Annotated in this window: 26 protein-coding genes; 10 read left to right on the forward strand and 16 right to left on the reverse strand. The window is 65.4% G+C overall.

Translation table 11 applies throughout. The features are described from left to right. Window positions 1-11: 11 nt before the first annotated feature. Window positions 12-1,613 (reverse strand): acyl-CoA ligase (AMP-forming), exosortase A system-associated, encoded by a 1,602-nt coding sequence (locus BW991_RS11300; protein ID WP_076602208.1) that lies wholly within the window; start codon window positions 1,611-1,613, stop codon window positions 12-14. A gap of 153 nt (window positions 1,614-1,766) precedes the next feature. Here BW991_RS11300 and BW991_RS11305 point away from each other — a divergent pair, with 153 nt between their 5' ends. Next, window positions 1,767-2,018, forward strand: a complete 252-nt coding sequence (locus BW991_RS11305) for an acyl carrier protein (RefSeq protein WP_076602209.1) — start codon at window positions 1,767-1,769, stop codon at window positions 2,016-2,018. Window positions 2,019-2,024: 6 nt separating this feature from the next. Here the strand turns inward: BW991_RS11305 and BW991_RS11310 are convergent, their stop codons facing one another. Both BW991_RS11310 and cysQ read right to left on the reverse strand, forming a co-directional pair. Beyond that, entirely contained in the window at window positions 2,025-3,752 is a 1,728-nt protein-coding gene (locus tag BW991_RS11310) for an SLC13 family permease (RefSeq protein WP_076602210.1), read from the reverse strand. Beyond that, on the reverse strand, window positions 3,749-4,546 hold the full coding sequence (cysQ, locus tag BW991_RS11315; protein WP_076602211.1) for a 3'(2'),5'-bisphosphate nucleotidase CysQ: 798 nt from the start codon (window positions 4,544-4,546) through the stop codon (window positions 3,749-3,751). Before cysQ ends, BW991_RS11310 begins: the two co-directional genes overlap by 4 nt. 98 nt (window positions 4,547-4,644) lie before the next feature. Here cysQ and cysD point away from each other — a divergent pair, with 98 nt between their 5' ends. Together cysD and cysN are read left to right on the forward strand one after the other, a co-directional pair. Further along, a complete protein-coding gene (cysD, locus tag BW991_RS11320; protein WP_076602212.1) occupies window positions 4,645-5,544 on the forward strand; it encodes a sulfate adenylyltransferase subunit CysD in 900 nt (299 codons plus the stop codon). Then, complete coding sequence (gene cysN / locus BW991_RS11325; protein ID WP_076602213.1) at window positions 5,544-7,451, forward strand: sulfate adenylyltransferase subunit CysN; 1,908 nt, start codon at window positions 5,544-5,546, stop codon at window positions 7,449-7,451. The genes cysD and cysN overlap by 1 nt, the downstream gene beginning before the upstream one ends. Before the next feature lie 72 nt (window positions 7,452-7,523). Here cysN and argB read toward each other — a convergent pair whose 3' ends face one another. Together argB and BW991_RS11335 are read right to left on the reverse strand one after the other, a co-directional pair. Beyond that, window positions 7,524-8,426 carry an acetylglutamate kinase gene (gene argB, locus BW991_RS11330; protein ID WP_076602214.1) on the reverse strand — a complete coding sequence of 301 codons (903 nt, stop codon included), beginning with the start codon at window positions 8,424-8,426 and terminating at the stop codon, window positions 7,524-7,526. Window positions 8,427-8,541: 115 nt separating this feature from the next. Further along, complete coding sequence (locus BW991_RS11335; RefSeq protein ID WP_076602215.1) at window positions 8,542-8,961, reverse strand: Hsp20/alpha crystallin family protein; 420 nt, start codon at window positions 8,959-8,961, stop codon at window positions 8,542-8,544. A 162-nt stretch (window positions 8,962-9,123) separates the two neighbouring features. Between BW991_RS11335 and BW991_RS11340 the strand changes: the two genes are divergently transcribed. After that, the gene (locus tag BW991_RS11340) at window positions 9,124-9,291 is read left to right on the forward strand and encodes a cysteine-rich CWC family protein (protein ID WP_088179605.1); all 168 of its coding nucleotides are present in this window, start codon (window positions 9,124-9,126) and stop codon (window positions 9,289-9,291) included. Between the two features lie 22 nt (window positions 9,292-9,313). Here the strand turns inward: BW991_RS11340 and nudB are convergent, their stop codons facing one another. The 11 genes from nudB to BW991_RS11395 form a co-directional block, all read right to left on the reverse strand. Further along, window positions 9,314-9,769, reverse strand: a complete 456-nt coding sequence (gene nudB, locus BW991_RS11345; protein WP_076602216.1) for a dihydroneopterin triphosphate diphosphatase — start codon at window positions 9,767-9,769, stop codon at window positions 9,314-9,316. Between the two features lie 8 nt (window positions 9,770-9,777). Further along, entirely contained in the window at window positions 9,778-10,221 is a 444-nt protein-coding gene (locus BW991_RS11350; RefSeq protein ID WP_076602217.1) for a barstar family protein, read from the reverse strand. A gap of 14 nt (window positions 10,222-10,235) precedes the next feature. Further along, on the reverse strand, window positions 10,236-10,601 hold the full coding sequence (locus BW991_RS11355) for a guanyl-specific ribonuclease (RefSeq protein WP_088179597.1): 366 nt from the start codon (window positions 10,599-10,601) through the stop codon (window positions 10,236-10,238). Window positions 10,602-10,660: 59 nt separating this feature from the next. Continuing rightward, on the reverse strand, window positions 10,661-12,283 hold the full coding sequence (locus tag BW991_RS11360) for a response regulator (protein WP_076602218.1): 1,623 nt from the start codon (window positions 12,281-12,283) through the stop codon (window positions 10,661-10,663). Window positions 12,284-12,460: 177 nt separating this feature from the next. Continuing rightward, window positions 12,461-14,260, reverse strand: coding sequence for an aspartate--tRNA ligase (aspS, locus tag BW991_RS11365; RefSeq protein ID WP_076602219.1), 1,800 nt, complete (start codon window positions 14,258-14,260; stop codon window positions 12,461-12,463). Window positions 14,261-14,305: 45 nt separating this feature from the next. Further along, entirely contained in the window at window positions 14,306-14,932 is a 627-nt protein-coding gene (locus BW991_RS11370) for a DUF502 domain-containing protein (RefSeq protein WP_076602220.1), read from the reverse strand. 15 nt (window positions 14,933-14,947) lie between these two features. Next, window positions 14,948-15,208, reverse strand: coding sequence for an FmdB family zinc ribbon protein (locus tag BW991_RS11375; RefSeq protein ID WP_076602221.1), 261 nt, complete (start codon window positions 15,206-15,208; stop codon window positions 14,948-14,950). 128 nt (window positions 15,209-15,336) lie between these two features. Further along, on the reverse strand, window positions 15,337-16,188 hold the full coding sequence (locus BW991_RS11380; protein WP_076602222.1) for a prepilin peptidase: 852 nt from the start codon (window positions 16,186-16,188) through the stop codon (window positions 15,337-15,339). Between the two features lie 54 nt (window positions 16,189-16,242). Then, on the reverse strand, window positions 16,243-17,475 hold the full coding sequence (locus BW991_RS11385) for a type II secretion system F family protein (RefSeq protein ID WP_076602223.1): 1,233 nt from the start codon (window positions 17,473-17,475) through the stop codon (window positions 16,243-16,245). 16 nt (window positions 17,476-17,491) lie between these two features. After that, a complete protein-coding gene (pilB, locus tag BW991_RS11390; protein WP_076602224.1) occupies window positions 17,492-19,210 on the reverse strand; it encodes a type IV-A pilus assembly ATPase PilB in 1,719 nt (572 codons plus the stop codon). A gap of 103 nt (window positions 19,211-19,313) precedes the next feature. Further along, entirely contained in the window at window positions 19,314-20,141 is an 828-nt protein-coding gene (locus tag BW991_RS11395; protein ID WP_076602225.1) for a cytochrome C assembly family protein, read from the reverse strand. 42 nt (window positions 20,142-20,183) lie between these two features. Between BW991_RS11395 and ffh the strand changes: the two genes are divergently transcribed. From ffh to tssA, 6 genes are all read left to right on the forward strand, one after another. After that, window positions 20,184-21,542, forward strand: coding sequence for a signal recognition particle protein (ffh, locus tag BW991_RS11400; RefSeq protein WP_076602226.1), 1,359 nt, complete (start codon window positions 20,184-20,186; stop codon window positions 21,540-21,542). A gap of 13 nt (window positions 21,543-21,555) precedes the next feature. Then, complete coding sequence (locus BW991_RS11405) at window positions 21,556-22,326, forward strand: EI24 domain-containing protein (protein WP_076602227.1); 771 nt, start codon at window positions 21,556-21,558, stop codon at window positions 22,324-22,326. Between the two features lie 3 nt (window positions 22,327-22,329). Further along, window positions 22,330-23,082: a competence/damage-inducible protein A gene (locus tag BW991_RS11410; RefSeq protein WP_076602228.1), complete on the forward strand. Its 753-nt coding sequence runs from the start codon at window positions 22,330-22,332 to the stop codon at window positions 23,080-23,082. Next, on the forward strand, window positions 23,079-23,852 hold the full coding sequence (locus tag BW991_RS11415; RefSeq protein WP_244551671.1) for a M48 family metallopeptidase: 774 nt from the start codon (window positions 23,079-23,081) through the stop codon (window positions 23,850-23,852). Before BW991_RS11410 ends, BW991_RS11415 begins: the two co-directional genes overlap by 4 nt. A 14-nt stretch (window positions 23,853-23,866) precedes the next feature. Next, a complete protein-coding gene (gene gloA / locus BW991_RS11420) occupies window positions 23,867-24,250 on the forward strand; it encodes a lactoylglutathione lyase (protein WP_076602230.1) in 384 nt (127 codons plus the stop codon). 74 nt (window positions 24,251-24,324) lie between these two features. Next, window positions 24,325-25,389, forward strand: a complete 1,065-nt coding sequence (gene tssA / locus BW991_RS11425; protein ID WP_076602231.1) for a type VI secretion system protein TssA — start codon at window positions 24,325-24,327, stop codon at window positions 25,387-25,389. Window positions 25,390-25,400: the final 11 nt, after the last annotated feature.

Below are 25,400 nucleotides of genomic sequence, written 5' to 3' on the forward strand. Positions count from 1 at the left end.
GGCGGCGGTGCTCACTGCGCGGATTCCTGTTGCTGGGTTTCGCTGGCAAGCAGCTTGCGGTCGATCTTGCCGTTGGGGTTGCGCGGCAGCGGGCCGCTGCGGACCTCGATGCGCGCCGGCACCATGTAGGCCGGCATGCGGCTGCGGCAGTCGGCGAGCAGCGCCGTCGTGTCCAGCGTCGTGCCGGGGGCGGGCGTGGCGACGACGCAGATCGCCTGTCCGAGCGCAGGATGCGGCAGCCCGAAGGCGACGCACTCGCCGACGCGGCCGGTGCCATAGACGATCTCTTCGACCTCGGTGGGGCTCACGCGGTAGCCGGACGTCTTCATCATCTCGTCGCGCCGGCCGATGAAGTACAGGAAGCCGTCCTCGTCGCGGCGCACGGTGTCTCCCGAGAACACGGCGATCTCGGGGATCATCAGTCCGGCATCACGTCCGCCGGCGCCGGCGGGCAGCGGCTTGTAGCGCTCGGCGGTCTTCTCCGCGTCGTTCCAGTAGCCCATGCCGACCAGTGCGCCACGCTGCACCAGTTCGCCGGGTTCGTTCGGCGCGCATTCGCTGCCATCCTCGCGCAGCACCAGCACCTCGGCGTTCGGGATCGCCTTGCCGATCGAGTCGGGACGGCGGTCGACCTCCTCCGGCGGCAGGTAGGTGGCGCGGAAGGCTTCGGTCAGCCCGTACATCAGGAATGGGCGGGTGCGCGGCAGTTTCGCGCGCAGCGTCTTCAGCGTCTCGAAGGGCATGCGTCCGCCGGTGTTGGCGATGTAGCGCAGGTGCCCGGCGACCGATTCCGGCCATTCGAGTCCCGCGAGCTGGATCCACAGCGGCGGGACCGCGGTGAGCCCGGTCACCTGCTCGCGCACGACCGCGTTGAGCACGTCGCGCGGCAGCAGGTAGTCGATCAGCACCGCGCGCGCGCCGGCGTGGAAGGCCGTCGTGAGTTGCGAGAAACCGGCATCGAAGGACAGCGGCAGCGCCGCTAGCAGGGTGTCGCCGGCATGATTCTCGAGGTACTGCGCAACGCTGCGCGCGCCGGTGACGAGGTTGCGATGGGACAGCACCACGCCCTTGGGGCGCCCGGTGCTGCCCGAGGTGTACAGGATCGCCGCCATGTCGGTGTCGATCACGCGGTGTCCGCTGCGTGCGGGGGCGGCCGCAAGATCGCTCCAGCGGTGCACGGTCGCGCCTTCCACCGCCGGCAGCTCCGCCGGAGTGCCGACCAGCACGATCTGGCGCAGGTCGTGGCACTGTGCGAGCACCGATTGCAACAGCGGGAGGCGCTCGGCGCTCGTGACCAGCACACGGACGTTGCAGTCGCGCAGGATATGCCCGGCCTGCTCACCCTTGAGCAGCGGATTGACTGGCACGAACACGCCACCGGCAGCGCTCGTCCCGAAGGCGGCGGCGACGAACTCGAAGCGCTTTTCGAGGTAGATCGCGACCCGTTCGCCCCGTGCGAGGCCCAGTCCGAGCAGTCCCGCCGCGAACGCGTCGCATTGCGCGTCGAGTTCCGCGTAGGATAGGGTTTGTGCGCTGCGGCTCAGTGCCGCCTGCGCGGGATTGCGTGCGACGGCGGCGCGGATCAGGTCGTGGAGCAGGGCGGTCGGCATCATTGCGGTAGTCTTGGCTCGGCGTTGCGCATTCTTTATCGCGGCGAAGCGAGGCGGGCGAGTGCAGACCGGAAGTATAATGCGCGACTCCGGGCCGGCAGCGTGCGGACGGTTGTGATCGTAAAGTGTGTTGGTAGGTGCTGTGAGGTTTTTGCTTTGAACATCCAGGAACAGGTCTTGGCCCTGCTCGACGAAGTGTTGAGCCTCAATGGCCGCGGGTTGCAATTCGATGCCGATACGGCGCTGCTCGGCAGCGTGCCCGAGCTCGACTCTATGGCCGTGCTCGCGGTCATCCACGCGATCGAGGAACGCTTCGGCATCGAGGTGCCGGACGACGAGATCGACGGCAGCTCCTTTGCGACCGTCGGTACCGTCGTCGATTTCGTCACCCGTCTCAGCGCCCGCTGAGACGTCTCAGAACGGGAAGAATACCGGCACCAGCAGCAGGACAGCGGCCGAATAGGTCAGGCTGACCGGCAGGCCGATGCGCAAGAAGTCCAGCGTGCGGTATCGGCCCGGCGACATCACCATCAGGTGCGTCTGGTAGCCGAAGGGGATCAGGAAGCCCGCGCTCGCGCCGTAGGCGATCGCCATCACGAAGGGCATCGGATCGACGTCGAATGCGCGGGCGGTCGACAGCGCGATCGGAAACGCCAGCGCCGCGGCGGCGTTGTTCGTGATCACTTCCGTCAGCACGACGGTGATCAGGTATACGCCGACGAAGGCCCCGACCACGCCGTGGCCGTCGAACAGGCCGCGCATCGCGTCGGCGACCAGTTCCGCCGCACCGGACGACTCCAGCGCCTTCGCAATCGCGAGCGCCGAGCCGATCGTCACCAGCAGGTCGAAGGGAAAGCGCCGACGCATTTCGCTCACCGACAGGATGCGCGTCGCGAGCAGGATCGCGAGCAGCACGAGCAGGCAGTTCAGCAGCGGCCACACGCCGACTGCGGACACCGCAATCGCGAGCGCGAAGCCGGTCAGTGCGAGCGTGCTCTGGCGCGGCGTCAGCTTCGGTCGCAGCACCCCCGTGTCGAGCAGGTGGAAGTTGCGGTCGATGTTGCGGTGCTGGGCGAAATCCGGGCCGACGGCGAGCAGCAGCGCGTCGCCGACGCGCAGCGGGATCCGTCCGAGCTGCCCCGTCAGGCGCTTGTCGCCACGCCGGATGCCGACGACGCCGGCGTCGAACTGCGAGCGGAAGTCCACTTCCCGCAGCGTGCGATTGGGCAGGATCGACTCGTTCGAGATCACCACCTCGACGAGATTGGAGCCCAACAGCGCGTCGGCGCGCGTGCCGAACACCTGCAGGCCGGGAATCTGCTGCAGCGCCTGCATCTTTTCGACTTGCCCGGTGAAGACGAGGACGTCGCCTTCTTCGAGGATTTCGTCCGGCCCCACCGGGGAGATCAGCCGGCCCTCGCGCTCGAGTTCCAGCAGGAACAGGCCGTCGAGGTTGCGCAGCCGGTTCTGCTCGATGCTGCGGCCGGCCAGCGGCGAATCGGGGGTGACCTGCGCTTCGAGAAAGTAGGTCTGGCGGTTTTCCCGCTCGGCCGGTTCGTGTGTCGGCAACAGGCGCGAGCACATCACCATCACCGCGATGCACGCGAGCGCGAGAGGGATGCCGACGAGGCTGAACTGGAACATCTCCAGTGCCGGCAGTCCGGCATCGATCACGAAGGAGTTGACGACGAGGTTCGTCGAGGTGCCGATCAGGGTCGTGACGCCGCCCAGGATCGCGGCGTAGGAAAGGGGAATCAGCAGCTTCGACGGCGCCACGCGGCGCTGCTTGGACACCACCCCCAGCAGGGCACCGACGACGGCCGTGTTGTTGAGGACAGCCGAAAACATCGTCGTCACGACGGACAGGCGCAGGATCGCGCGCGCCGGCCCGCCCTTCAGGACGAGATCCGAAAAGCGGTCCAACAGCGGCGAGCGCTCCAGCGCCAGCGACACCAGCAACAGCAGGATCAGGGTGATCAGCGCGGAATTCGTGTAGCCGGCGAGCCACTCGCGCTCACTGACGAATCCGGCCAGGTAGTACGCCGCGGCCCATACCGTGAACAGCATGGCGGGCGCGGTACGCCCGCGGATGAGGAGCGCCAGCAGCGCGACGATGGACAGCAGGACTGCGTAAGCCGTCATTGCGCGTGGGGCGTGACGCCTTCATCGAAGCCCCATGCGGCGAAATGGGGGTTCTCGAAACCCGGCTTGGCGTAGGCGAGGGGGCGTCCGTCCAGCCCGGCGACACGTCCGCCTGCGGCGGCGAGCACGGCATGGCCGGCGGCGATGTCCCATTCCATCGTGCGCCCCAGCCGCGGGTAAAGGTCGGCCTCGCCGGCTGCGATCAGGCACAGCTTCAGCGACGAGCCGGCGCTCGCGAGCTTCGCGACCTTGCGTCCCGCGAGAAAGGTGTCGAGCGCCGCGGCATCGCCGTGCGAGCGGCTGGCGACCACGGTGAGGCCCTCGGCCGGCGGCACGCGGCAGCGGATCGCATGGCGGCCGTGCGCATCCTCGATGAAGGCGCCGACGCCGACCGCCCCCGCGTAGAGCCGGTCGAGGGCGGGCGCGAGAACCACACCCAGCAGCGGCCGGCCGTCGTCGATCAGGGCGATATTGACCGTGAACTCGCCATTGCGCTTGATGAACTCCTTGGTGCCGTCGAGCGGATCGACGAGCCAGAAACGACTGGCGATGGCCGGAACGTGCCCCGCTGCGACCGCCTCTTCCGCCACCACCGGGACGTCCGGCGTGAGTGCCGCGAGCCCTGCGAGGATCACCGCCTCGGCGCGTTCGTCCGCCTCGGTGACCGGCGACGCATCGTCCTTGCCGCGCACCGAAAAATCCGTCGCATACACCGACATCACGACTTCGCCCGCATCGCGCGCGATCGGCAGCAGGCGTTCGAGGAGATCGCAAAGGGGACGGTTATCTGACACAGGTGCCACTCCAGCCGGTTGGTATACTTGGCGACCCGGCATTGTAGGTCCGATCACGCGGGCCGACTGTGCAATTCATCGTCATCACGAGGACCTCGATGTCTCTTACCCACCTGCAGCGGCTCGAAGCCGAAAGCATCCATATCATGCGCGAGGTGGTCGCCGAAGCGGAAAACCCGGTGATGCTGTACTCCATCGGCAAGGACAGCGCGGTGATGCTGCATCTCGCGATGAAGGCCTTCCACCCGGCGCCCCCGCCGTTCCCGCTGCTGCATGTCGACACGCGCTGGAAGTTCCGCGACATGTACGCCTTCCGCGACGAGATGGTGAGCAAGCTCGGGCTCGACCTGATCGTGCATATCAACCCCGAGGGCATCGCCAAGGACATCAACCCCTTCACCCACGGCTCGGCGATCCACACCGACATCATGAAGACCGAGGGCCTCAAGCAGGCGCTCGACCAGTACGGCTTCGATGCGGCCTTCGGCGGCGCCCGCCGCGACGAGGAAAAATCGCGCGCCAAGGAGCGCATCTTCTCCTTCCGCACCGCCCAGCACCGCTGGGACCCGAAGAGCCAGCGCCCCGAGCTGTGGAAGCTTTACAACGCCCGCAAGCACAAGGGCGAGTCGATGCGCGTGTTTCCGCTGTCGAACTGGACCGAGCTCGACATCTGGCAGTACATCTACCTCGAGAAGGTGCCCATCGTGCCGCTGTACTTTGCCGCGGTGCGCCCGGTCGTGGAACGTGACGGCGCGCTGATCATGGTCGACGACGAGCGCATGCCGCTGCATGCGGGCGAAGTGCCGATGATGAAGAAAGTGCGCTTCCGCACGCTCGGCTGCTACCCGCTCACCGGTGCGGTGGTGTCCGAAGCGGACACGCTGCCGGCGATCATCCAGGAAATGCTGCTGACGAAAACGTCCGAGCGCCAGGGGCGGGTCATCGACCACGATTCCGCCGCGTCCATGGAAAAGAAGAAACAGGAGGGGTACTTCTAATGGCACACATCTCCGACCTGATCGCCACCGACATCGAGCAGTACCTCCAAGCGCACGAGAAGAAGAGCCTGCTGCGCTTCATCACCTGCGGCAGCGTTGACGACGGCAAGAGCACTCTGATCGGGCGCCTGCTGTACGAATCGAAGATGCTCTTCGAGGACCAGCTCGCCGCAATGGAGGCCGATTCGAAGAAGTACGGCACGCAGGGCGAGAACCTCGATTTCGCGCTGCTCGTCGACGGCCTCGCCGCCGAGCGCGAGCAGGGCATCACGATCGACGTCGCCTATCGCTTCTTCTCCACCGACAAGAGAAAGTTCATCGTCGCCGACACGCCGGGCCACGAGCAATACACCCGCAACATGGTGACCGGCGCCTCGACCGCAGACGCCGCCGTGCTGATGGTCGATGCCCGCCGCGGCGTGCTCACGCAGACTCGCCGCCACAGCTACCTCGTGTCGCTGCTGGGTATCCGCCGCATCGTCGTCGCGATCAACAAGATGGATCTCGTCGACTATGCCGAGCCCGTGTTCCGGCGCATCTGCGACGACTACCGCAGCTTCGCCGAACAGATCGGCCTCGATGGCGTGACCTTCATCCCGATGTCCGCCTACAAGGGCGACAACATCATCGAGCCCAGCGCCAACATGCCCTGGTACCACGGCACCACGCTGATGGGCTACCTCGAAACCGTCGAGGTGGACGACGAACGCCTGCAGAAGCAGCCCTTCCGCCTGCCCGTGCAGTGGGTCAATCGTCCCAACCTCGACTTCCGCGGCTTTGCCGGCACCATTGCCGGAGGCATCGTGAAGCCGGGCGACCGCATCCGCGTCCAGCCCTCGGGCAAGGAAAGCACGGTCGCGCGCATCGTCACGCGTGACGGCGACCTCGAGCAGGCCGTCGCCGGCCAGTCGATCACGCTCACGCTGGCCGACGAGATCGACATCTCGCGCGGCGACGTCATTTCGACCGCAGACTCGCCCGCCGGCTCGGCCGACCAGTTCGAGACGACCCTGGTGTGGATGCACGACGAGCCGCTGCTGCCCGGCCGGCCCTATCTGCTCAAGATCGGCGCGAAGACCGTGACGGCGACCGTCACCCACATCAAGTACCAGGTGAACGTGAACACGCTGGAGCATGTGGCCGCGCGCACGCTGGAACTCAACGCGATCGGCGTGTGCAACCTCAGTCTCGACCGCCCGATCGCCTTCGATCCGTACGCCGAGAACCGCGACACCGGCGGCTTCATCCTCATCGACCGCCTGAGCAACAACACCGTCGGCGCGGGGCTGATCCATTTCGCGCTGCGTCGCAGCCAGAACATCCACATGCAGCACGTCGACGTGGACAAGACTTCGCGCGCCGCGCTCAAGCACCAGAAGCCATGCGTGCTGTGGTTCACCGGCCTGTCGGGCGCAGGCAAGTCGACCATCGCCAACCTCGTCGAGAAGAAGCTGCACGCGCACGGTTATCACACCTACCTGCTCGACGGCGACAACGTGCGCCACGGCCTCAACAAGGACCTCGGCTTCACCGAGGCCGACCGCGTCGAAAACATCCGCCGCGTGGCCGAGGTCGCGAAGCTGATGGTCGATGCCGGCCTCATCGTCATCACCGCCTTCATCTCGCCGTTCCGCGCCGAGCGTCAGATGGCGCGCAGCCTCGTGGCAGATGACGAATTCATCGAGGTGTTCATCGACACGCCGCTCGAAGTTGCCGAAGGGCGCGACGCCAAGGGCCTGTACAAGAAGGCGCGGCGCGGCGAGCTCAAGAACTTCACGGGCATCGATTCGCCTTACGAGGCGCCGGAAACGCCCGACGTGCGCATCAACACCGTGACGATGAGCGCCGACGAGGCGGCCACCTACCTCGTGCTGGAGCTGCAGCGCCGCGGCGGACTGGGCGACTGAGGCGCGCGCGAGGGCAACAAAAAGCCGGCGCTGCCTTGCGGACAGCCCCGGCTTCCTTGTGCCGCGTGCGAGTTACTTGCTCTTGATCATCGTGCCGACGCCGTGGTCGGTCAGGATCTCAAGCAGCAGGCAATGTTCGACGCGGCCGTCGATGATGTGCACGGACTTCACCCCGTTGCGTGCCGCATCGAGCGCCGAGCCGATCTTCGGCAGCATGCCGCCCGACAGCGTGCCGTCCTCGACCAGTCCGTCGATCTGGCGCGGCGTGAGGCCGGTCAGCAGGTTACCGTCCTTGTCCAGCACGCCCGGCGTGTTCGTCAGCAGCACCAGTTTCTCGGCCTTCAGGATCTCGGCGAGCTTGCCGGCAACCACGTCAGCGTTGATGTTGTAGGTCTCGCCGTCCTCGCCGACGCCGATCGGCGCGATCACCGGGATGAAGTCGCCCTGATCGAGGAAGGCGATCAGGGTCGGGTCGATCTGCGTGATCTCGCCGACCTGGCCGATATCGACGAGGTCTCCCGGCGGAGCGTCCTTCTTCTGCATCATCAGCTTCTTCGCGCGGATGAAGTTTGCGTCCTTGCCGGTCAGGCCCACGGCTTTGCCGCCCGCCTGGTTGATCAGATTGACGATCTCCTTGTTGACCTGTCCGCCCAGCACCATCTCGACGACTTCCATCGTCTCGGCGTCCGTCACGCGCATCCCTTGGACGAATTCGCCCTTCTTGCCGACGCGAGCGAGCAGGTTCTCGATCTGCGGGCCGCCGCCGTGCACCACGACCGGATTCAGTCCTACCAGCTTCAGCAGCACGACGTCGCGTGCGAAGCAGTCCTTCAGCTTCGGATCGGTCATCGCGTTGCCGCCGTACTTGATGACGATCGTCTTGTCGAAGAAACGCTTGATATAGGGCAGGGCCTCCGCGAGGATCTCGGCCTTCAGCGCGGGTTTGACCTTACCGGTATCGGGGGTGTCGGACATGGCAGCTTCCTGGATGATTGTGCGCCGCCATTTTAAAGAGTCATGTTGCAAAGCAGAAGCCGCAATCCCCCTTGACGGAGAATTGCGGCTTGCCGGACGCTACGCAGCACGGATTTCAGTCGATCGTCAGCCGTTTTGCCTGCTCATGAGCTTTCTTCGGCAGGCTCAGTTCGAGCACTCCATCCTTGAACTTGGCGCTCGATTTGGCTTCGTCGACTTCCTGGCCGAGCTGGAAGCTGCGTGACACCTTTCCGAAATAACGCTCGGTACGCAACACCCGCTCGCCTTCCTTGACTTCCTTCTCCTGCTTGCGTTCGGCACTGATCGACACCACCGGACCATCGATATGGACATGGATGTCCTCTTTCCTGATGCCCGGCAGTTCCGCGTGAACCTGGTAGGTGTCGTTGTCCTCCTTCACATCCACGCGCATCTGAGGAGCTTCGCTGGCCCCGCCGCCGCCGAAATCGACCGGACGGACGAAGAAACCGCGCAGCAGGTCATCGAAGGGATCGCGACGAATCAGGTTGCTCATGGCTTTCTCCTCTCTGACAAGATGGTCTTCCCATCCCCAATATAGATTCGGAATGGAGCATTTCAAGATTCCGGGGATGCACGGGAGTAGACTTTCGGGCTTCCTGCAGGGGATCCGGAAATGACCCAAGACGACCCGCCGATGGCGGAAATGCCGCATGCGATGCCCGTGTGCCCGCGCTGCGGGGCTGCCTTCACGTGTGGAATGCTGGCGGGGGAGCCGGTATGCTGGTGTGCGGTGTTGCCGCCCCTCTCCTCAGCTCCCGACGAAGGGGCAGGATGCTACTGCCCAGTCTGTCTGAAGGCGATGCTCGAGGCGTCGGAGGGTTGAGCGGTCCGTACGGCTGAAGCGGCTAGCGTTTGCCGCCTGCCGGATAGTGTTCCGGCAGCTGCAGGATCGCGTCGCGGTTGGTCCACGAGAAGACCTTCGCTGCGGCCGCTTCGCGCGGCAGCCACAGCGCTGCGTCGTGCTCGTCGGCTGCAAGCGTGACCGGCTGGCCGTCCGGCACGCACAGGCTGAAGACGTGTTCCGTATTGTGCGAGACGTCCGGCGCATAACGGTGACGCCATTCGTCGCGGATCGCGAAACGGTTGCTATGGTGCCAGTCGACGAGACAGCTCGTTCCGGCACCGATGCCGGTTTCCTCGCGAATCTCCCGCAACGCCGCCTCCGCGGGCGATTCGCCCGGCTCGAGGCTCCCGGTGACCGACTGCCAGAATCCCGGCGGTGACACCCGCTGCAGCAACAGGATGTCGAACGCCGACGTATGCACCACGACGAGCACCGACACCGGCAGCTTGTAGGCCATCGCGTTTGTCACAAGCTGCGCAGGTGGGCGATGCCGTCGGCCGCGAGCCCGACGAAGGTCCACAACGGCGCATCGTCCGCGCTCCGGTCGCGGGCGGCTTCTTCCAGAATCTCGAGCGCGGTCAGGAAGTCCCCCTCGGCCGCGGTGCGAAAACGGTCCGCGTGTTCGAGGATCAGCACGTGGCCCGCGGCCGGCCACCAGCTCATATCGCTCAGGCAGTCCGCGAGCGCGTCCCAGTTGTGTCCGAACCACGCGGGAAAGCGCAGTGCCTCAGCGATGCGGCGCAGGAACTCGGCCTTGTCCTGGCAATCCGTCAGGTCGGCCCGCGCCACGCCCAGGTTGCCCGACGCGGCGGCCGCGGCGATGGCGATCCCTCCGTCGGCGGGCAAGTGGTACACCCCGGCGCCCGAGCCCTTGCGCAGCCTGTCTGCGAGTCGACTTTCGTTGTCCATCGCTTCCTCCCGCATCAGCGCCGTGGATCGATCCGGCGGAAACTGCGATAGTGGTCGGCGGTGTAGTAATACACCTCGGGAGGATTCCCTCCCGTAACGATCCGGCGTGCGCCGCGGTCATTCTCGCCCGGTGTGGGCACCGTGTACTCGCGGTAGTAACCGCGGGGCTTGTCCGGAAGCTGGCGTTCCCGATTCTGGAACACCGTGCCGTCCTTGCGATACGGGTAGGGGCCACCACGGTCGATCAGCGCCAGCGTTGCCAGCGCCTCCCGCGGGAGAGCGTCGGCGGTCGTCGAGGTGTCCGGTCCGCGGCCGCAACCCGGCAAAGCCGCGAGCGCTGCCGCAGCGAACAGTGCGAATCTGAATATCAGTGCCCGCAAATGAATCTCCTGGGGTCGGTCCGCCCTGGGAATTTCGTGCGAAATCCCTGTTCCCGAGGTCAGCCGCCCTGGTGCGGATTGTATTTCCGGACCAGCTGCTGCATGAAGCCGCTCAGCGCATCAAGGCGCGGATTGCTGGGGTCGAGCCGTCGCGTGCGCGCGATCAGGCCGCGAGCCTGCGCCGCAAGGCGCTCGTTCCAGCCGCGGTTCTCGATGTGCCGCAACAGCGCGAGTGCTGCGTTGAAAAGCACGTGCGGATTTCCCGGCATCTTCTGCACCGCGGACATCATTTCCCGCACGGCGCCGTCGAAGTTGCCCGCCTTGACCATATCGGCGCCCGCAGCGATCAGGCCACGCACCTCGACATGGACGCGCTCCTCGAGCTCGTTCGACAGGTCGCCGCGTCCCCTTTCCCGCAGGATCGCACGCGTCTTCTCCACCGTACGTTCGTCCGCGGCGTTGCGCAGGATATCGATCACCAGCTGACTGCCTTCTGCCTCCATGTGATTGTCCAGGCAGGCCTTGACGAGTTCCTGCTTCATATCGATCGACAGGGATGACAGGGCGGCGCCGCCCAGCAGTGCGTCCTGGAGTGCCGCCTGCGCGAGTTCTGCGGCGCCGGTGCTGGTGTGATAAAGCGCTTTCGACAGCGAGGCGCATACCGGCGTCGCAGGCACCCCCCCCATGCTCGACTCCAGGTCGCGGATCGTCGCCTGCGCTTCTTCGGTACGGCCCTGGCTGAGCTGCGCCCGCACCAGATGTACATGGTCCTCCGGATTACGGAAATCGGAGTACTTGCCCTTGCGCACAACCTCGGCCAGAGTCCGCTCGGCGGTAGCGGCATCCCCGGCGGCCAGCTGAACATTGCCGAGATGACGCAGGCGCCCGAGACGATGAGGCGAAAGCGCGACCGCGCTGGTCAGGACGTCGCGTGCCTCCTCGATGCGCCCCGTTTCCTCGCGGGTGCGTGCGAGCCAGTCGTAGGCATCCACGTACCGGCTGTTTTCAGCCACCAATGCGCTCAGAATCTCCTCGGCTGCCGTGTAGTCCTTCTTCGCGAACAACATCTTGGCCAGGCCGAGTCGCGCCCACGGCACGACCTTTGCGGCAAGGATCTCGCGGTAGATGCCTTCCGCCTGATCGGTATGCCCCAGCGCGGCGTGCAGCTCCGCTTCGAGGCGCAGGAAGTCGATGCGGTAGCGCGGGTGCGTATCCGCCCGGGCCGTGCAGGCCTCGATGGCCCGCTGCGTTTCTCCCGCTTCGACGAGCCGATAGACAGGCAGGAAGGTCTCGCGCTTCTCCAGCGCCCGCAGCAGCCGCATGTGCAGCATGTCGGGGGTGAGCGGTTTCAGGATGTAGTCGTTCGGCGCGAGCTCGGCCGCACTGATCACGCGCTCGTAGTTGCGCTCACCTGTGATCATGATGAACAGGGTGTCGAGCGGAATGATCTCGTTGTTGCGCAGATCTTCCAGCAGATGCTGGCCATCCTGGCCATCGCCGAGGCTGTATTCGCTCAGTATGACGTCGTAGCGGCGGTCGCGCAGGCGGCTGATGGCGGCGCCCGCCGAGGGTGCGAACTTGACGTTGGCAATCCCGAAGCTGTTGAGCATCGACCGCAACTGGCTGCGCATGCCCTGGTTGCTTTCGACGATGAGGAGGTTCAGGCGTTCGAGGTCGGCCATGGTTCCATTGCGGGCTGTACAGGTGACGCCACGTCGGGGCGTTTCCCAAGCTTACGGCAATGTCGGGGAAATTCTGTAGCTTTTCGGTGCATCCCGTGGTCCAGGGCGCGCATCGGTCAAACAAAGAGGGCAGATGGTCGCCCATCTGCCCTCCGTTTATGCCGTGTACGTGGATCGTCAGGCCTTGGCGACTTCGACCTGCGTCTCGACCTTCTGGCGCAGACGGATATGCAGTTCGCGCAACTGCTTCTCGTCGACCGCGCTCGGCGCATCGGTGAGCAGGCACTGCGCGCGCTGGGTCTTCGGGAAGGCGATCACGTCGCGGATCGACTCGGCGCCGGTCATCAGGGTGACCACGCGGTCGAGGCCGAACGCGAGGCCGCCGTGCGGCGGGGCGCCGAACTTGAGTGCGTCGAGCAGGAAGCCGAACTTGAGCTGCTGCTCCTCGGGACCGATGTTGAGCGCTTCGAACACGCGCGACTGAACCTCGGCACGATGGATACGTACCGAGCCCCCGCCGATCTCCCAGCCGTTCAGCGCCAGGTCGTAGGCTTTCGCCAGGCACTCGCCCGGGTTCGATTCGAGCATTTCGACATGGTCATCCTTCGGGCTCGTGAAGGGATGGTGGCAGGCGACCCAGCGCTTGTCGTCCTCGTCGTACTCGAACATCGGGAAGTCGACCACCCACAGCGGACACCAGGCGTCGCCCGTGACGTAGCCCTTTTCGTGGCCGAGCTTGATGCGCAGGGCGCCGAGGGCGTCATTGACGACCTTGGTCTTGTCTGCGCCGAAGAAGATCAGGTCGCCGGACTGCGCGCCGGTGCGTTCGAGGATGGTGCGCAGCGCCGTCTCGTGGAGGTTCTTGACGATGGGCGACTGCAGACCCGCCTCGTTCGGCTGCGCGGCGTCATTGACCTTGATGTAGGCGAGGCCCTTGGCGCCATAGATGCCGACGAACTTGGTGTACTCGTCGATCTCGCCGCGCGTCAGCGAGGCGCCGCCCGGCACGCGCAGCGCGGCGACGCGACCACCGCTGGTCGCCGGACCGCTGAACACCTTGAAGGCCACGTCCTGCACGGCGTCGGTCACTTCGGTCAGCTCCAGCGTCACGCGCAGGTCCGGCTTGTCCGAGCCGAAGCGGCGCATGGCCTCGGCGTAGGTCATGCGCGGGAAAGGATTCGGCAGGTCGACCGCGAGCGCTTCCTTGAACACGAAGCGGATCATGTCTTCCATGATCGCGGTGATCTCGATTTCGTTCAGGAACGAGGTCTCGATATCGACCTGGGTGAACTCCGGCTGGCGGTCGGCGCGCAGATCCTCGTCGCGGAAGCACTTCGTGATCTGGTAGTAGCGGTCGAAGCCGGCAACCATCAGCAGTTGCTTGAAGAGCTGCGGCGATTGGGGCAGCGCGAAGAACTGGCCGGGATGGACGCGCGAGGGCACGAGGTAGTCGCGGGCGCCTTCCGGCGTGCTCTTCGTGAGCATCGGCGTTTCGATGTCGATGAACCCCTGCCCGTCGAGGAAGCGGCGGAACGCCATTGCGACCTTGTAACGCAGCATCATGTTCTTCTGCATCTGCGGACGGCGCAGGTCGAGCACCCGGTTCACCAGTCGCACGTTCTCGGACAGGTTGTCGTCGTCGAGCTGGAAGGGCGGCGTCACCGACGCGTTGAGCACCTCGATGGTGTGGCAGAGCACCTCGATCTCGCCGGACACGAGGTTCGCATTTTCGGTACCGGCCGGCCGGCGGCGCACCTTGCCGGTCAGGTTGATCACGTACTCGTTGCGGATCGATTCCGCGGTGCGGAAGGTTTCGGCGCGGTCGGGGTCGCACACGACCTGCACGAGTCCCTCACGGTCGCGCAGGTCAATGAAGATGACCCCGCCGTGGTCGCGGCGGCGGTGTACCCAGCCGCACAGGGTCACGGTCTGGTCGAGGTCGGCGGCGGTTACCTGTCCGCAGTACTTGGTTCGCATGGGTTCAGTTCCGAAACTAAGGCGCGGCCGCTGCGGGCCGCGAGGTTACTCATTCAGGAGCGCCGAGCGCGCTGGAGCGACGTGCGCGGGAGGTGCCACCACGCCCATCGAGATGATGTATTTCAGGGCTTCATCGACACTCATGTCGAGTTCGATCACGTCTTCCCTGGCCATCATCAGGAAGAAGCCCGAGGTGGGGTTCGGTGTCGTCGGCACATAGACGCTGACATGCTCGCCCTTGAGGTGGGTGGCTGCGTCGCCGCCGGGCTTGCCGGTGAGGAAGGCGATCGTCCACGAGCCCTGGCGCGGGTACTGGACGAGCAGCGCCTTGCGGAAAGCCTGGCCGGAGCTGGAAAACAGCGTGTCCGAAACCTGCTTTACGCCGTAATAGAGCGATTTGACCACTGGGATGCGCGCAAGGAGCGCCTCCCAGTAGCGGACGAGCTTCTGCCCGATGACGTTGGCCGCGACGAGGCCGGTGCTCAGCAGGATGACCAGGCCGAGCACGAGGCCGGCGCCGGGAATGTCGAAGCCGAGCAGGTTCCGCGGCTGGAGGCCGTCAGGCAGCCATTCGATGATCTGGTCGAGCGTGCCGACGATCCACGCCAGGACCATGAAGGTGATCGACAGCGGGATCCAGATCAGCAGTCCGGTGATGAAATACTTTTTCACGTGCCGCGGTCGCCCTCAGCCCGGGTGGCAGGCGCACGCGCCACCGCAACCTGCCGGCGCAGCGGCGGGTTCGGCCTTCGCCGGGGTGGAACTGCTGCCCTTGAAATCCGTCGCATACCAGCCGGTGCCCTTCAGCTGGAAGCCGGCTGCGGAGAGTTGCTTCTGATAGCTGTTCGCGTTGCAGGACGGACAGACGGCGAGCGGCTCGTCGCTCATCTTCTGGAGGTGTTCCTTCTGGAACCCGCAGCTGTCGCAACGATATTCATAAATGGGCATGGCAACCTCCGGAAATCAAGCATCTAAGTCTAGCGCAACGCAGCATTGGCGAGAAGGGAGCCGCCCGTCGCGCGCGAGCATTGCAGCTCTTGCGATATGGGGGCGCGCGGCGGCGCTTCAAGCCCGCGTCAGAAGGTGCCGAGGTAGAGCCCCGTCAGGGTTTTGCCCCAGAACAGCGCCAGCACGCCCGCCGCTGCGAGATACGGGCCGAACGGGATGGGGACGTTGCGGCCGTGGCGCGCGAACACGATCAGGCCGATGCCGACCACTGCGCCAACCAGCGACGAGAACAGGATCGTCAGCGGCAGCATCTGCCATCCCAGCCACGCCCCGATGGCGGCAAGCAGCTTGAAATCGCCATAGCCCATACCTTCCTTGCCGGTCGCAAGCCTGAACAGCCAATACACCGACCACAGTGAAAGGTAGCCCGCCATCGCGCCGATCACGCTCGCCGAGATGTCGGAGTAGGTGCCGGCGAGATTCAATGCGAGTCCCAACCAGAGCAGGGGCAGCGTCAGGCTGTCGGGCAGAAGCTGTGTGTCGAGGTCGATGAAGGCGAGTGCGACCATCGTCCAGACGAAGGCCAGGGCGCCGAGTGCGGCAAGGCCGAAACCGAAATGCCAGGCGGCGTAGCCCGACAGGACGGCCGTCAGCATCTCCACGACGGGATAGCGGCGGCTGATGGGGGCGCTGCAGTGGCGGCAGCGTCCGCGCAGCATCAGGTAGCTGACGACCGGGATGTTCTCGAGCGCCGTGATCATGTGCCCGCAGTGCGGGCAACGCGAGCGAGGGGTGGCGAGGTTGAACGGCTCCTGCTGCGGGGGCGGTTCGTTACGCAGTTCCGCGGCCTGCGCATGCCATTCGCGCTCCATCATTTGCGGCAGGCGATGGATCACGACATTCAGGAAACTGCCGACGAAAAGGCCGAGAAGCGTTGCGAGGAAGGTGAACAGGACCGGGTCGCGGAGGAAGTCTGGCATGGGAGGGCTTGCGTGGCGCCGCCCGGCTCGTGTGCGCCGGGCGGAAGGAGGGGGTCAGACGACCTGGCCGAGCTTGAAGATCGGCAGGTACATCGCGACGACGAGGCCGCCGATGACCACGCCGAGGAAGACCATGATGAGCGGTTCGAGCAGGGTCGACAGGCCGGCGACCGCATCGTCCACTTCCTGCTCGAAGAAGTCGGCGACCTTTCCAAGCATCGAGTCTAGCTGGCCGGACTCCTCGCCGATCGAGACCATCTGCACGACCATGCTGGGGAACACGTTCGAATTCTGCATGGCCACCGTCAGACTGGTGCCGGTGCTGACCTCGGTCTGGATCTGCTTGGTTGCCGTCAGGTACACGTAGTTGCCTGCGGCGCCCCCGACCGAATCGAGCGCTTCGACGAGCGGCACGCCGGCTGCGAACATCGTCGACAACGTGCGCGTCCAGCGCGCGATCGTTGCCTTCAGGACGATATCGCCGACGACGGGCAGCTTGAGTATTATCCGGTCGAGCGCGATCTGCATCGCCGTCGAGCGCTTGTACGTGTAGCTGATCCCCGTGATGACGCCGGCGATGATGCCGAATACGACGTACCAGTACGCGACGAAGGCGTCGGACATTCCGATCACTACCATTGTCGGCGCAGGAAGTTCGGCGCCGAAGCTCGCGAACACCTTCTTGAACTCGGGCACCACGAACAACATGATCACGGTCACGACGATCGCGGCGACGACGATGACCGCTATCGGGTAGAACATTGCGGACTTGATCTTGCCCTTGATCGCGAGAATCTTTTCCTTGTAGGTCGCGATGCGGTCGAGGAGTCCGTCGAGAATACCCGCCTGCTCGCCGGCTCCGACCAGGTTGCAGAACAGCTTGTCGAAATAGATCGGATGCCTGCTGAAGGCCTGGGAGAGGCTGGATCCGGTTTCGACGTCGTTGCGCACCTCGTTCAGCAGTCGCGCCAGGCTGGGGTTGCCGGACCCCTTGATGCCGATGTCGAAGGCCTGCAGCAGCGGGACGCCGGACTTCATCATGGTCGCCAGCTGGCGCGTGAAGAGCGCGATGTCCTTGTCGGTGATCTTGTGGCCGCGGGCCATCTTGGCCTTCTTGACCTTGAGGACCTGCACGCCCTGACGGCGCAGCGTGGCCTGAACGACCGATTCGCCGCTCGCGCGAATTTCGCCGCGCACCTGCTTGCCGTTCTTGTCCTTGCCCTCCCATGTGTAGAGGGTTTCCTTGGGGCCGGCGGCGGTGCCTCTGGCTCGGGTAGTGGTCGCCATGAGCTTTCGATGTTCCCTATTCGTTGGTGGTGGCGAGCACTTCCTCGAGCGAGGTCGCACCCTGTTTCACTTTAAGCAGGCCGGACTGGCGCAGGTCGCGCACGCCCTCACGTTGAGCCTGTGCGGCGATGTCCATCGAATTGCCGTTGGTCATGATGATATGGGCAATTTCCTCCGAAATGGGCATGACCTGGTAGATGCCCAGGCGCCCCTTGTAGCCGCTGCCCTTGCAGCGCTCGCATCCGACAGGGCCGTACGGGCGCCAGCTGCCGTCGAGGTCTTCGCCGCTGAATCCCGCTTCGAGCAGGGCTTCGACCGGAATGTCCACCGGCTGCTTGCACGTGCACAGCCGCCGCGCCAGGCGCTGTGCGGTGATCAGGATCACGGAGGAGGCGATGTTGAACGGCGCGACGCCCATGTTGCGCAGGCGCTCGAGCGTGGTCGGGGCGTCGTTGGTATGCAGCGTCGACAGCACGAGGTGGCCGGTCTGCGCCGCCTTGATCGAGATTTCGGCGGTCTCGAGGTCGCGGATTTCGCCGACCATGATCACGTCCGGATCCTGGCGCAGGAAGGCGCGCAGCGACGCGGCGAAGGTCAGTCCGGCCTTGTCGTTCACGTTGACCTGATTGATGCCGGCCAGGTTGATTTCCGCGGGGTCCTCGGCGGTCGAGATGTTGACGCCCGGCTTGTTCAGGATGTTGAGGCAGGTGTACAGCGACACGGTCTTGCCCGAGCCGGTCGGACCCGTCACGAGGATCATCCCGTATGGGCGTTCGATCGCGTCGAGCAGTACCTTTTTCTGCTCCGGCTCGTAACCGAGCGCGTCGACCCCCAGCATCGCCGAGGACGCGTCGAGAATACGCATCACGATCTTTTCGCCGTGCAGGGTCGGCAGCGAGGACACGCGGAAGTCAATCGACTTGTTCTTCGACAGGACGAGCTTCATGCGTCCGTCCTGCGGGATGCGCTTCTCGGAAATGTCCAGGCGCGAAATGACCTTGATGCGCGCCGCGATCTTTTCCTTCAGGATCAGCGGCGGCTGCGCGATTTCCCGCAGGATGCCGTCGGTACGGACGCGGATCCGGTAGTACTTCTCGTATGGTTCGAAGTGGATATCGGATGCGCCTTCGTTGATCGCGTCAATCAGGACCTTCTGGATGAACTTGACGACCGGGGCGTCGTCGACTTCCGCGGAGGCGTCATCGGCTGGCTGTTCGGCACCGGTTTCCTGATCCTGCAGGAGATCCATGTCGAACTCTTCGCCGGTGAGCTCCTTCAGCGTGTCCTCGGTCGATTCGGACAGGGTCTCGGCGAGGCGCGCCAGGCGATCGGCTTCGACAACGATGAGGTCGACCTGCATTCCGGTCTGGAATCGGATCTCGTCGAGCGCGCGCATGTTGGACGGGTCGGCCGTCGCAACGGTGAGGCGATTCTGGCGCTTGCCCAGCGCGACGACCTGGTGCTTGGCCATCAACTTGCGGTCGATCGCATCGCGGGGGATGCTGGTGCGATCCACGGACGAAATGTCGAGCAGCGGATAGCCGAATGTTTCGGCAGCGAACCACGCTACGGTCTTCGCGGTCAGGAGCTTGCGCTGAGCAAGCTCGAGGATGAAGCCGTTCGGGACGTTTGCAGCGCCCTTGGTGCACGTAACCGCGTCGGCTTCGGAGAGCCGGCCGTGCTGGATCAGTGCTCGCGCGAGTCCGCTCAGGGCGGTCTGGGGGTTTGCTGCCATGTCCCGATCTTAGCTAACTGACATTCGATCTTGCCCGCCGCGTAATGAATTGTAAAGGCCGCGGCGGATACGTCTGGCGGCAGTCCGGGCCGCCTGCCGGGGATCAGGCGGTGCGTCCGAGCAGCACCTCGATCACGAAACGGCTGCCGACGTAGGCGAGCACCAGCGCAACGAAGCCGGCCAGCGTCCAGCGCAGCGCGACGCGTCCACGCCAGCCCCAGACGCGCCGTCCGACGAGAAGGGCTCCGAATAGCAGCCACGAAACGATCGCGAACACCGTCTTGTGGTCGAGGCGGAAGGCTTGTCCGAACAGCGCTTCGGAGAACACGACGCCCGAACTCAGCGTGAGCGTCAGCAGGATGAACGCGATGCCGATCAGACGGAACAGCAGCGTCTCCATCGTCAGCAACGGCGGCAGGTTCGCGAAGGTCCGGGTGAGTCGTCCGCTGTGCAACTGCCGCTCCGCGATGGCCATCAGCATCGCGTGCAGCGCCGCCAGCGTGAATACGCTGTAGGCCAGCATCGCCATGATGAAGTGGACGCGGAATCCGGGACTGCCGGCATTCACGAGCATATGCTGTCCCGGAAAGCCGAGGGGCAGCAGGCTACCTGCCACGCCGGCGGCGACGACGACGCCGTGGAGGCCGTCGAGGCGGGCGTAGAAGGTCTCGATCCAGTAGAAGCACACCGCCAGCCAGATGACCAGCGATACGGCGAAGCCGAAGCCGAAGCGCATGCCTTCGCCGGGGAACAGTTCTCCCTGCAGTGCCCAGCCATGGGCAAGGATCGCGCCGAACATCGTGAGCCGTTCCGCGGCCGACATGCTGCGCCTCGGCTGGTTCGGCGCCGCCTGTGCCGTGACTCGCCAGAAGTGGGCGCCCAGAACCGCGTAGAGTGTCGCGGCGAACAGATGAAGTAGAATGGTTTGCATAGTTCCCTGCAGTTTACTCCAAGGCCTAGGGCCCCAGCCAATATGCTCGACAATCTCACTCAGCGCCTCTCCAGGGTCGTCAAGACCCTGCGTGGCCAGGCACGCCTCACCGAAGACAATATCCAGGATGCAATGCGCGAGGTACGCCTTGCGCTCCTCGAGGCGGACGTGGCTCTGCCCGTGGTCAAGGACTTCATCGCGCGGGTGAAGGAAAAGGCCGTCGGCCAGGAAGTCGTCGGCTCGCTGACGCCCGGCCAGGCCCTTGTGGGGGTGGTGCACGATGAACTGAAGGCCCTGATGGGCGGCGCCCACATCGGCCTGAACCTCGCGACGCAGCCGCCGGCCGTGATCCTGATGGCGGGCCTGCAGGGCGCGGGCAAGACGACCACCACCGGCAAGCTCGGCAAGCTGCTGCATGAGCGGATGAAGAAGAAGGTCCTCGCCGTCTCGGCCGACGTCTATCGGCCGGCTGCGATCGAGCAGCTGAAGGCGGTTTCCGCGCAGGCCGGGATCGATTTCTATCCGACGACGCCCGACCAGAAGCCCGTCGATATCGCACTCGCGGTCATCGATCATGCGCGGCGCCACTACTATGACGTGGTGCTGTTCGACACGGCCGGTCGGCTCGCTATCGATCAGGCGATGATGGACGAGATCAAGGCGATCCATGCCGCGATCAATCCCGTGGAAACATTGTTCGTGGTCGACGCGATGCTCGGCCAGGATGCCGTGAATACGGCGCGCGCGTTCAACGAGGCCTTGCCCCTCACCGGCGTCGTGCTGACCAAGCTCGACGGCGATGCGCGCGGCGGTGCGGCACTGTCCGTTCGCCACGTGACCGGCAAGCCGCTGAAATTCGCCGGCGTGGGCGAGAAGCTCACCGGCCTGGAAGAATTCCACCCCGAGCGCATGGCCAGCCGGATCCTCGGCATGGGCGACATCCTCGGTCTGGTCGAGGACGCGCGGCGCGGGGTCGATGAGGAGAAGGCGCGTGCCTTCGCCGAGAAGCTCAAGACCGGCAAGGGCTTCGACCTCAACGACTTCAAGGAGCAGATCGGGCAGATGCGCAAGATGGGCGGCCTTGCGTCGATGATGGACAAGCTGCCCGCGCAGTTCTCGCAGATGGCCGGAAAGCTGCAGGGCGGCGTCGAGGAGAAGGCGATCGGGCGGATCGAGGGCATCATCAATTCGATGACGCCACTCGAGCGCGCCAAGCCGGAGCTGCTCAAGGCGAGCCGCAAGCGGCGGATTGCCGCCGGGGCGGGGGTGACCGTGCAGGAAGTCAATCGCCTGCTCAATCAGTTCGAGCAGACGCAGAAGGTCATGAAGCAGTTCTCCAAGGGCGGCATGCAGAAGATGATGCGCGGCATGAAGGGCATGCTGCCCGGCATGATGCGCTGAGCGGAGAAGGGCGATGCGCGACATCCTGCTTGCGTTCGGTCGGGCGTTGCGCAGTCTCGGGCGCAAGGGAGTATTCGTCCACCTCGTGTGGCCCAGTCTGGTTGCCCTGGTCGTGTGGATGACGATTGCCGTCCTGTCATGGTCGACGCTGGTCGAGGCGATCGTGAGCTGGATCCAGGGATGGGCCTTTGTCGGCGAATGGATCGCGACGTCGGAGATCGGTGGAACGGCGACGCTGATCGTCGTCGAAATCGCCCTCGCGCTGGCGTTCCTGCCGCTGATCTACGTCACCGCGGCGCTGCTGGTTGCGGTGTTCGCGCTGCCGCTGATGCTCGAGCGGGTGGCGTTGAAGGATTATGGCGAGCTGGAATTGCGTCGCGGCGGCTCGAATCTCGGCAGCGCGTGGAATGCGACCATCGCGGGGCTGCTGTTCCTGCTCGGCATGGTCGTTTCGCTGCCGCTGTGGCTGATCCCCGGGGCGGGACTTGTCGCGTCTGTCGTGTTGACCGCTTGGTTGAACCAGCGTGCGTTCGGTTATGACGCGCTGATGCTGCACGCCGACTGCGACGAACTCAAGCGCCTGCCGCGGGTGCAGCGGACGTCCATGCTCCTGCTCGGAGGCGGTTGCGCACTGCTTGCCTATGTGCCCTTCGTCAATCTCGTGGCGCCCGCGTTCTGCGGCCTTGCATTTGTCCATTTCATGCTCGAGGCGTTGCGGCGCGAGCGCATCGAACGAGGTGTGACCGTCCTCGATGCCCTGCCCGTGCCGCAGTCGCGGAAGTAAGGGATGGCGTTCGGCGCAATCATCATCGGCGACGAAATCCTGTCCGGCAGGCGCAGCGACAAGCATCTGACGAAGCTCGTCGAGATGCTCGGGGCGCGCGGACTCCGGCTTGCCTGGGCGCGTTACGTCGGCGACGACGCGCAGCGGCTCGTCGCGGCGCTGCGCGAAAGCTTCGCCAGCGGCGATGTCGTATTCAGCTTCGGCGGCATCGGCGCCACACCGGATGACCGCACGCGTCAGTGCGCGGCGGCCGCACTGGGCCTGGAACTCGCGCTGCATCCCGAGGCCGAGGCGATCCTGCGCGAGAAATTCGGCGCCGAAATTACGCCGCATCGCCTGCAACTCGGAACCTATCCGCAGGGCAGCGCGATCATCCCGAATCCGTACAACCAGGTACCGGGCTTTTCGATCCGCGGGCATTACTTCGTGCCTGGGTTCCCCGTGATGGCCTGGCCGATGATCGAATGGGTGCTGGATACGCAGTTTCGCCATCTGCACCACGCAGATGACTACACCGAAGCGGCGATCACGGTCCTGGACGCGGTGGAAGGGAAACTGGTTGATCTGATGGAGTTCGTGTCGACGGAGTTTCCCGATCTCGAGTTGTTCAGCCTGCCGAGCGTGCCGACTGCGCCGGGTGAGGTCCGGACCATCGAGCTCGGCGTGAAAGGCCCCGCCGCAAGCGTGGCGACGGCGATGGCGCGCATCCGCGCAGAGGTCGGGGGGCGCGGATACGCATGGCAGGAGAAAGCGTGAGCAGACTGGCCGGCCTGTTGCGCCAGTCACGCCCCGCGAGCGAGGAGCCCCGCAGCATCCGTCTGGGTGAGCGGGATCTCGGATACGTGCTGAGGCGTTCTCCGCGACGCAGCTTCGCGCTGCAGGTCGATCACCGCGGGGTCCGTGTCGCCGCGCCATGGCCCGCGACGCAGGCGGAGATCGACCGCTTCATCCGCAGCCACCATGACTGGCTGATCGGGAAGCTTTCCGTTCGGGTGTCGCCGCCTGTGATGACGGTCGAGGATGGCGCCCTGTTTCCGCTTCTGGGCGAGACGTGCCGGATGCGCCTCGGGGCGGGCGGCCGCTCGGCGCGTTGGCGCCTCGGCGCGGACGGCATCGAAGAGCTCGTGTTACCCGACGGCCCGGGGGCACGCAAGGCGCTCGTTCGCGCCCTGCGCGCTCGCGCCCTGCCCTGGTTCGGCGAGCGCGTGGCCGAGTTCTGTTTCCGCCTTGGTCATGCGGTGCCGGCGGTGCGCCTGTCGTCGGCTCGCACTCGCTGGGGGAGTTGCAGCAGCCGTAGCGGTATCCGGCTGCACTGGCGGCTGATCCATCTGCCGCCGACGCTCGTCGACTACGTCGTCGCTCACGAGGTGGCACATCTCGCGGAAATGAACCACTCGCCGCGGTTCTGGGCCGTGGTCGACGCGTTGTATCCGGACTGGAAGGCCGCGCGCGCGCGTCTGCGCGATGCCGGGCGTGCGTTGCCCGTCATCGATGGCGCCGATGCGGCGCTCATTGCCGAAGACTGAAGAGGACTGCTGAAATGAAACTGCTTCACACCATGCTGCGAGTCGGCGATCTCGATCGTTCCATCAAGTTCTACACCGAGGTGCTCGGAATGCGGCTGCTGCGCCGCCATGACTACCCCGAGGGGAAGTTCACCCTGGCTTTCGTCGGTTACCAGGACGAGTCCGAAGGGGCTGTCATCGAGCTCACCTGGAACTGGGGCGTCGATTCCTACGAGATGGGCAATGCTTTCGGCCATATCGCGCTGGCGGTTCCCGATGCGTATCGTGCCTGCGACGAGATCCGGGCACGCGGCGGGAAGGTGGTGCGCGAGGCCGGGCCGATGAAGCACGGCACGACCGTCATCGCCTTCGTCGAGGATCCGGACGGCTACAAGATCGAGCTCATTCAGCACGCCTGAAAACGCTCCGGCATGCTGTCGGGGTTATTTCTGCGTCATGTAAAATGGCGGTTTGGCCTTAACCGGAACCGCCCATGGACTTCGATGCACTGCTCCGACCGCTGCCCGGCAACCGCTGCGGCGAGGATCTCACCTTTTCCGCGCTTTTCGACGAGATCCAGGAGGCGCGCCGCTGCGACGATCCTTCGGTGAGTCAGGGCGAATGGGTGAGGCCGCTGAAGGAGGCCGACTGGCCACGTGTTGCGCGTCTGTGCGAGGATGCGCTGGCAGTTCGCGCGAAGGATGTCCGTCTCGCCGTCTGGTTGACCGAAGCCGTGGCGAGAACTCGCGGATTTGGCGGCCTTGCCGACGGCTATCGGCTGGTGGCCGGACTGTGCGAGTCATATTGGGACGACATCCATCCCCTTTCCGACGACGGTGACCAGGAGATGCGAGCGGGGAATCTCGACTGGCTGGTGACGCAGTCCCGCCGCATCATTCGCGATACCCTTGTGACGGATTCGTCGCGCGGATGCTTCTCGATGGCCGACCTGGAATCCGCGCGCAATCTGGCGGCCAGCCTGGAGCGCAATCCGCAGGAGGCGGAATTCCTCATGCGTGCGGCGCCGGTGACACTCGACCAGTTCGAGGCGGCACGCCGGGACACGCCCCGCGACTTTTTCGTCCGTATCGCCGCAGAGGCGGAAGCGGCACGGCTGGCGCTGGGCGAACTCGAACGGGTCGTGGATGCGAAGCTCGGTCTGGATGGCCCGGGGTTCGACGACGCGCGCCAGGCTCTGATCGAGGTGCGCGACACCCTGCGGCGCTTCGGCGGCGATGTGCCTGCGCCGACCTCGCAGTCGCGTGCGGTTTCGCCCGGGGAAAGCGGGCGGATCCCGGGGGGCGAGCGAGCGCCCGGCGGAGCAAGTCCCGGGGCGATCGTGACGCGGGCCGATGCGATAGAGCGGCTGCGCGAGGTGGCGGACTTCTTCCGGCGCACCGAGCCGCACAGTCCCGTGGCCTATCTCGCCGACAAGGCAGCGCGTTGGGGCGAGATGTCGCTGCACGAGTGGCTGCGCACCGTGGTGAGGGACGACGGGGCGCTCTCCCACGTCGAGGAGTTGCTCGGGCTTGTGACCCAGGATGCGCCGGGACGCTGAACGGCCCGGCC

It is taken from the genome of Aromatoleum tolulyticum (assembly GCF_900156155.1).
In the GTDB taxonomy this organism is placed as follows: domain Bacteria; phylum Pseudomonadota; class Gammaproteobacteria; order Burkholderiales; family Rhodocyclaceae; genus Aromatoleum; species Aromatoleum tolulyticum.

Coding starts and splice junctions, on each gene's coding strand:
- ffh (WP_076602226.1), top strand. CDS start 20,184: ATGCTCGACAATCTCACTCAGCGCCTCTCCAGGGTCGTCAAGACCCTG.
- BW991_RS11335 (WP_076602215.1), bottom strand. CDS start 8,961: ATGAGCAACCTGATTCGTCGCGATCCCTTCGATGACCTGCTGCGCGGT.
- cysN (WP_076602213.1), top strand. CDS start 5,544: ATGGCACACATCTCCGACCTGATCGCCACCGACATCGAGCAGTACCTC.
- BW991_RS11350 (WP_076602217.1), bottom strand. CDS start 10,221: ATGGACAACGAAAGTCGACTCGCAGACAGGCTGCGCAAGGGCTCGGGC.
- pilB (WP_076602224.1), bottom strand. CDS start 19,210: ATGGCAGCAAACCCCCAGACCGCCCTGAGCGGACTCGCGCGAGCACTG.
- BW991_RS11340 (WP_088179605.1), top strand. CDS start 9,124: ATGCCCGTGTGCCCGCGCTGCGGGGCTGCCTTCACGTGTGGAATGCTG.
- tssA (WP_076602231.1), top strand. CDS start 24,325: ATGGACTTCGATGCACTGCTCCGACCGCTGCCCGGCAACCGCTGCGGC.
- argB (WP_076602214.1), bottom strand. CDS start 8,426: ATGTCCGACACCCCCGATACCGGTAAGGTCAAACCCGCGCTGAAGGCC.
- BW991_RS11300 (WP_076602208.1), bottom strand. CDS start 1,613: ATGATGCCGACCGCCCTGCTCCACGACCTGATCCGCGCCGCCGTCGCA.
- gloA (WP_076602230.1), top strand. CDS start 23,867: ATGAAACTGCTTCACACCATGCTGCGAGTCGGCGATCTCGATCGTTCC.
- cysD (WP_076602212.1), top strand. CDS start 4,645: ATGTCTCTTACCCACCTGCAGCGGCTCGAAGCCGAAAGCATCCATATC.
- aspS (WP_076602219.1), bottom strand. CDS start 14,260: ATGCGAACCAAGTACTGCGGACAGGTAACCGCCGCCGACCTCGACCAG.
- BW991_RS11385 (WP_076602223.1), bottom strand. CDS start 17,475: ATGGCGACCACTACCCGAGCCAGAGGCACCGCCGCCGGCCCCAAGGAA.
- nudB (WP_076602216.1), bottom strand. CDS start 9,769: ATGGCCTACAAGCTGCCGGTGTCGGTGCTCGTCGTGGTGCATACGTCG.
- BW991_RS11375 (WP_076602221.1), bottom strand. CDS start 15,208: ATGCCCATTTATGAATATCGTTGCGACAGCTGCGGGTTCCAGAAGGAA.
- BW991_RS11405 (WP_076602227.1), top strand. CDS start 21,556: ATGCGCGACATCCTGCTTGCGTTCGGTCGGGCGTTGCGCAGTCTCGGG.
- BW991_RS11360 (WP_076602218.1), bottom strand. CDS start 12,283: ATGGCCGACCTCGAACGCCTGAACCTCCTCATCGTCGAAAGCAACCAG.
- BW991_RS11395 (WP_076602225.1), bottom strand. CDS start 20,141: ATGCAAACCATTCTACTTCATCTGTTCGCCGCGACACTCTACGCGGTT.
- BW991_RS11410 (WP_076602228.1), top strand. CDS start 22,330: ATGGCGTTCGGCGCAATCATCATCGGCGACGAAATCCTGTCCGGCAGG.
- BW991_RS11310 (WP_076602210.1), bottom strand. CDS start 3,752: ATGACGGCTTACGCAGTCCTGCTGTCCATCGTCGCGCTGCTGGCGCTC.
- BW991_RS11380 (WP_076602222.1), bottom strand. CDS start 16,188: ATGCCAGACTTCCTCCGCGACCCGGTCCTGTTCACCTTCCTCGCAACG.